We start from the raw sequence: 7,158 nt of genomic DNA, 5'->3' as shown, positions 1-7,158 counted from the left end.
AGCAGCGGCTGCTGCTGGAGACCTCCTGGGAGGCGTTCGAGCGGGCCGGGCTGCCGCTGCCGGCCGTCCGGGGCAGCCGTACCGGCGTCTTCGTCGGGGCCTCGTCGCACGGCTACGACGGCATGATGGCGCAGGCCGAGAACGGCGAGGGTCACCTGCTCACCGGCAACGCCACCAGTGTCATCTCCGGCCGCGTCGCGTACACCCTCGGGCTGGAGGGGCCGGCGGTCACGGTCGACACGGCCTGCTCGTCCTCGCTCGTCGCCATCCACCTGGCCGCGCAGGCCCTGCGCAACGGCGACTGCGAGCTGGCCCTGGCGGGCGGCGTGACGGTGATGCCCACCCCGGCGGTCTTCGTCGGCTTCAGCCGGCAGCGCGGTCTCGCCGCCGACGGGCGGTGCAAGGCGTTCGCCGCCGGCGCGGACGGCACCTCGTGGTCCGAGGGCATCGGCATGCTGCTGCTCACCCGGCTCTCCGACGCGCAGCGGCACGGCTACCCGGTGCTCGCCGTGGTACGCGGCAGCGCGGTCAACTCCGACGGCGCGTCCAACGGGCTCAGCGCCCCGCACGGCCCCTCCCAGGTGCGGGTCATCCGCCAGGCCCTCGGCAACGCCCGGCTCACGCCCGAGCAGGTCGACGTGGTGGAGGCGCACGGCACGGGCACCCGGCTCGGCGACCCGATCGAGGCGCAGGCGCTGCTGGCCACGTACGGGCAGGACCGCGACGAGGCCGCGCCGCTGCTGCTCGGGTCGGTGAAGTCGAACATCGGGCACACCCAGGCAGCCGCCGGCGTGGCCGGTGTGATCAAGATGGTGATGGCGATGCGGCACGGCGTCGTGCCGCCCACCCTGCACGTCGACGAGCCGTCGCCGCAGATCGACTGGACCGCCGGGGCCGTCACCCTCGCCACCGCCGTCACGCCGTGGCCGGCCGTGGACCGGCCGCGCCGGGCCGCCGTGTCGTCGTTCGGCGTCTCCGGCACCAACGCGCACACCATCATCGAGCAGGCCCCGGCTCCCGCCGAGGTCGAGGCCGAGGCCGAGGCGACCACGCCGCAGGCCCGCACGGTGGCCCCCGTGCTGCTCTCCGCCCGCTCCGACGCCGCGCTCGCCGCGCAGGCCGGCCGCTGGGCCGCCCGGTTCGCCGCCGACGAGACCCTCCGCCCGCTCGACGTGGCCTTCTCGTCGGTCACCTCCCGCTCCACCCTGGACCGTCGGGCCGTGCTGTCCGCGACCGGCCGCGACGAACTGCTCGCGGGGCTGCGCGCCCTCGCCGCCGGGGAACCGGCCGGCACCGTCGTGCTCGGTGCCGGCGCGCCGCGCGGCCAGCTCGCGGTGCTCTTCTCGGGCCAGGGTGCGCAGCGCGCCGGCATGGGCCGGGAGTTGTACGCCGAGTTCCCGGTGTTCGCCGCCGCCCTCGACGAGGCGTGCGGGCACCTGGACAGGGCCCTGCCGCGCCCGCTGCGCGAGGTGCTCTTCGCCGCCGAGGGCTCGGCCGACGCCGACCTGCTGGACCAGACGGTGTTCACACAGGCGGGGCTGTTCGCCGTCGAGGTGGCGTTGTTCCGGTTGGTCGAGTCCTTCGGGGTCGTGCCGGATTTCGTGGGTGGCCATTCGATCGGCGAGGTCACGGCCGCGTGTGTGGCCGGGGTGCTGTCGCTGGAGCACGCCTGCGCGCTGGTGACGGCGCGGGGCCGGTTGATGCAGGCGCTGCCCGCCGGGGGTGGGATGCTGGCCGTCGCGGCCACCGAGACCGACGTGGCGGCCACGCTGGACGGGCTGGCCGGAGTGGGGATCGCGGCGGTCAACGGTCCGCAGGCTGTCGTGGTCTCCGGCGCCGTCGAGGCCCTCGACGAGGTGGAGCGGGTCTGGCGTGAGCGGGGCGTACGCGTCCGCCGCCTCACCGTCAGCCACGCGTTCCACAGTCCGCTGATGGAGCCGATGCTCGCCCGGTTCCGCGCGGTGCTCGACAAGCTCACCTTCGCCGCGCCGTCGCTGCCGGTCGTGTCGAACGTGACCGGGGCACTGGCCGACGCCGACGAGATCCGCACGCCCGACTACTGGGTGCGCCACGTCCGCGAGGCCGTCCGCTTCGCCGACGGGGTCGCCGCGCTGCGCGCCGCCGGGGCGGACACGTTCCTGGAGATCGGCCCGCGCAGCGTACTGACCGCGATGGCGGCCGACATCCTGCCCGCCGACGACGCCGTGCTGGCCGTCGCCGCGCAGCGCGCGGACCGGCCCGAGGCGCACGGGCTGCTGGCCGGGCTGGCCGAGTTGCACGTGCGCGGGGTGGCGGTCGACTGGCGGCAGTGGTTCGCCGACACCGGCGCGCGCCGCGTGGACCTCCCCACGTACGCCTTCCAGCACCAGCGCTACTGGCCCGAGGTCGGCGGCACCGCCGCGACGGCCGTGCCGGGTGACGCCGCCGAGGGGGACTTCTGGGCGGCCGTGGAGCGTGGCGACCTGACCGGGGTCGCCGCCCACCTGGCCGTGCAGGACGATCCCGCGGCAGTGGAGGCGCTCGCCCCGGCCGTACCGGTGCTGTCGTCGTGGCGGCGGGCCCGGCAGCGCGACGCCGTGGTGGACGGCTGGACCTACCGGGTCGAGTGGGAACCCGTACGCCCCGCCGCCGTTCCGGCGCTGACCGGCCGCTGGCTCGTCGTCACCGCCGACAACGACGACGCCGGGGTGGCCGGCACGCTGACCGGTGCCGGCGCCCACGTCGACACCCTGACCGTCGCACCGGGCGTCGATCGCGCCGAACTGACCGGGCTGCTGCGCGGCCACGGCGAGCAGGGCTGGGCCGGCGTGCTCTGCGTGCTGCCCGCGACCGACCGGGCGCTGCCGGACGCCCCGGCCGTCTCCGTCGGCGCCGCGCTGCTGCTCACCCTCACCCAGGCGCTCGCCGACGCGGGCCTGCCCGGCCGGCTCTGGTGCCTCACCCGGGGCGCCGTGCGCGCCGGGGCCGGCGAGACCCTCACCGACCCGTGGGCCGCCCTGGCCTGGGGCCTCGGGCGGGTCGTCGCCCTCGAACAGCCGGACCGCTGGGGCGGCCTGGTCGACCTGCCCGCCCGCGCCGACCGCGCCATGGCCGACGCGCTGCTCGCCGTCCTCGCCGACGCCGGGCACGACCAGGTGGCGATCCGCCCCCAGGGCGTCCTCGGCCGGCGGCTGGTGCCGGCCGTGCCGCCGGTGGGTGTGGGTTGGCGGCCTGCCGGGACGGTGCTGGTGACCGGTGGTACGGGTGCGTTGGGTCGGCATGTGGCGCGGTGGTTGCTGGCGAACGGGGCCGGTGAGGTGGTCCTCGCCTCGCGGCGGGGTCCGGGGGCGCCGGGTGCGGCGGAGTTGGTGGCCGAGTTGGGTGCGGTGCGGGTGGTGGGGTGCGACGTCACCGACCGGGCCGCCGTCGAGGCTCTGGTCTCCGGGCTGCCGGAGCTGACCGCCGTCGTGCACACCGCCGGCGTGATCGACGACGGCGTCCTCGACGGGCTCGACCTGACCCGGATGCAGGCCGTCCTCGACGGCAAGGTCCGCGCCGTCCGGGTCCTGCACGAGGCCACCGCCCACCGCGACCTCGACGCGTTCGTGCTCTTCTCCTCCCTCGCCGGCGTCATCGGCAGTGCCGGGCAGGGCAACTACGCGGCGGCCAACGCCTATCTCGACGCGTTCGCGGCCTGGCGACGCGACCAGGGCCTGCCCGCCACCGCCATCGCCTGGGGCGCCTGGGCTGAGGACGGCATGGCCGCCGCCCTGACCGCCCGGCTCGCCCGGGGCGGGGTCGACGCGCTCCCCGCCGCCGAGGCCGTCACCGCCCTCGGCCGGCTGGTCAACACCGCCGAGCCGGCGGTCACCGTCGCCGCCGTCGACTGGGGACGCCTCGCCGCGTCCTGGGGCCGGCCCACGCCACTGATCGCCGCCCTGCCCGGGGTGCCCGCCGTGCCCACCGGTCCCGTCCGCGCCGTGGTGGTCGGCCGGTCCCTGCCGCAGCTCGCCGACCTCGTACGCACCCAGGCCGCCGTCGTGCTCGGCTACCCGGCCGGGCGGCCGCTGCCCGAGCGCACCTTCCGTGACCTCGGCTTCGACTCGCTCACCGCCGTCGAGCTGCGCAACCGGCTGACCGCCGAGACCGGTATGACCCTGCCCGCCACGCTGGTCTTCGACCACCCCACGGTCGCCGAACTCGCCGCCCACCTGCACGGCCTCACCGCCGGGCACACCACCGGCGAGGTGGTCGCCGACGGCACCGGCCGTGACCGCGAACCGATCGCCATCGTTGCCATGAGCTGCCGCTTCCCCGGCGGGGTCACCTCGCCCGAGCAGCTCTGGGACCTGCTGGCCACCGGCACCGACGCGCTGAGCCTGATGCCCGGCGAGCGCGGCTGGAACCTCGCCGAGCTGTACCACCCCGACCCCGAGCACCTCGGTACCAGCTACGTCCGGGAGGGCGGCTTCGTCGCCGGTGCCGGCGAGTTCGACCCGGCGTTCTTCGGCATCAGCCCCCGCGAGGCCCTCGCCATGGACCCGCAGCAGCGGCTGCTGCTGGAGACCACCTGGGAGGCGTTCGAGCGGGCCCGGATCGACCCGACCGCCCTGCGCGGCAGCCGCACCGGCGTGTACGTCGGCACCAACGGCCAGGACTACGGCTCGCTGCTGATGGCCACCGGGGACGTCGACGAGAACTACCTCGCCACCGGCACCTCCGCCAGCGTCATCTCCGGCCGGCTGGCGTACACCTTCGGGCTGCACGGCCCGGCCGTCACCGTCGACACGGCCTGCTCGTCGTCGCTGGTCGCGATGCACCTGGCCGCGCAGGCCCTGCAGACGGGGGAGTGCGACCTGGCCCTGGCCGGCGGCGCCACCGTGATGGCCACCCCCGGCATCTTCGTCGGCTTCTCCCGCCAGCGCGGTCTCGCCGCCGACGGCCGGTGCAAGCCGTTCGCCGGAGCCGCGGACGGCACCGGCTGGGGCGAGGGCGTCGGCCTGCTGGTGCTCCAGCGGCTCTCCGACGCCCGCCGCGACGGCAACCCGGTCCTCGCCGTGCTGCGCGGCAGCGCCGTCAACCAGGACGGCGCCTCCAACGGCCTCACCGCCCCCAACGGCCCCGCCCAGCAGCGGGTGATCCGGCAGGCCCTCGCGAACGCCGGACTCACCGCCGAGCAGGTGGACGCCGTCGAGGCGCACGGCACCGGCACCACCCTCGGCGACCCGATCGAGGCGCAGGCCCTCATCGCCACGTACGGCCAGGACCGGCCCGCCGACCGGCCGTTGTGGCTCGGCTCGATCAAGTCGAACATCGGGCACACCCAGGCGGCGGCGGGTGTGGCCGGGGTGATGAAGATGGTGCTGGCGATGCGGCACGGGGTGCTGCCGCCCACGCTGCACGTGGACGAGCCCACCCCGCACGTCGACTGGACCGGCGGCAGCGTCGAGCTGCTCACCTCCGCCCGGCCGTGGGAGCCGGCCGACGGGGTACGCCGCGCCGCCGTCTCCTCGTTCGGGATCAGCGGCACCAACGTGCACACCATCCTCGAACAGGCCCCCGCCGACGAGCCGGAGCCCGGACCGGCGGCCGACGTGCCGGCCGGGGAGCTGCCCTGGGTGCTCTCCGGGCGCACCGTCGACGCCCTCACCGCCCGCACCCGGGACCTGCGCGAGCACCTCGGCACAGTGGACGACGACGCGCTCGCCGACGTCGGCTGGTCGCTGGCCGCCACCCGCGCCGCCCACGACCACCGGGCCGTCGTCTTCGCCGCCGACCGCGACGACCTGGCCGCGTCCCTCGACGCGCTCGCCGCCGGCCGGCCCGGCCCGCAGACCGTCACCCGCGCCCCCGGCACGCCGGGCGAGGTCGCGTTCGTCTTCCCGGGCCAGGGATCGCAGTGGGCCGGGATGGCCGCCGAGCTGCTCGACACCGCCCCCGTCTTCGCGGAGACGTTCGCCGCCTGCGCCGAGGCACTGCGCCCGTACGTCGACTGGTCACCGACCGACGTGGTGCGCGGCGCGCCCGACGCCCCGTCGCTGGAGCGCGTCGACGTCGTGCAGCCCACCCTGTTCGCGGTCAGCGTCTCGCTCGCCGCGCTCTGGGAGTCGTACGGGGTGCGCCCCGGAGCCGTCGTCGGCCACTCCCAGGGGGAGATCGCCGCCGCGTACGTCGCCGGTGGCCTCACCCTCGACGACGCGGCGGCCGTGGTCGCGCTGCGCAGCCGGATCATCGCCGGCATCGCCGGGGACGGCGGCATGGTCTCGGTCGCCACCACCGCCGACGAGGCCACCGCGACGATCGCCCGCTGGGCCGGCCGCATCGCCCTGGCCGCCGTCAACGGACCCACCTCCGTCGTGGTCTCCGGCGACGGCGCCGCCCTCGACGAGCTCGTCGCCCACTACGAGTCCCACGAGGTGCGGGTGCGCCGCGTCCCCGTGGACTACGCCTCCCACTCCGCCCACGTCGAGCAACTGCGCGAGCAGCTCCTGGAACTGCTCGCCGGGCTGCGGCCCCGCACCGGCGAGGTCCGGTTCCGCTCCACCGTCGAGGGGGACTGGCTCGACACCGCCGCCCTCGACGCCGACTACTGGTACCGCAACCTGCGGCAGACCGTCCGCTTCGACGAAGCGGTACGCAGCCTCGTCGCCGCCGGCTACCAGACCTTCGTCGAGGTCAGCGCCCACCCCGTGCTGACGATGGCCACGCAGGAGAGCGTCGAGCTGGCCGCCGCCGACCCGGACGCGGTCACCGTCACCGGCAGCCTGCGCCGGGGCGAGGGCGGCCTCGGCCGCTTCCTGCGCGCCCTGGCCGAGGTCTGGGCCGGAGGTACGGCCGTGGACTGGCGGCCCGCCTTCGCCGGCCTCGCCGGGCGTCGCCTCGACCTGCCCACGTACCCGTTCCAGCGGCAGCTCTACTGGCCGCAGCCGTCGACCGCGCCCGCCCCCGCGGTCGGGACCGCCGGTGCCGTGGCCGACGACGAGGTCGACGCCCGGTTCTGGGCCGCCGTCGAGGCGGAGGACCTGACCGCGCTCACGGCCGAACTCTCCGCCACGACCGAGCCGGGGCCCGTCCCGGAGACGGCGTTCGCCGACGTGCTGCCGGTGCTCGCCGCCTGGCGTCGCCGGCACCGCGACCAGGCCACCGTGGACTCGTGGCGGTACCGGGACAGTTGGACGC

The 7,158-nt window shown here is 76.3% G+C and carries 1 protein-coding gene; it reads left to right on the top strand.

Annotated elements, in window-relative coordinates; genetic code table 11:
• A partial coding sequence (locus KBX39_RS18255; protein ID WP_210871669.1) for a type I polyketide synthase occupies positions 1-7,158 on the top strand: 7,158 nt, incomplete at both ends.

The sequence above is a fragment of the Micromonospora sp. D75 genome (assembly GCF_018070405.1).
Classification (GTDB): domain Bacteria; phylum Actinomycetota; class Actinomycetes; order Mycobacteriales; family Micromonosporaceae; genus Micromonospora; species Micromonospora chalcea.
This window is presented reverse-complemented; position numbering and strand designations above follow the sequence as displayed.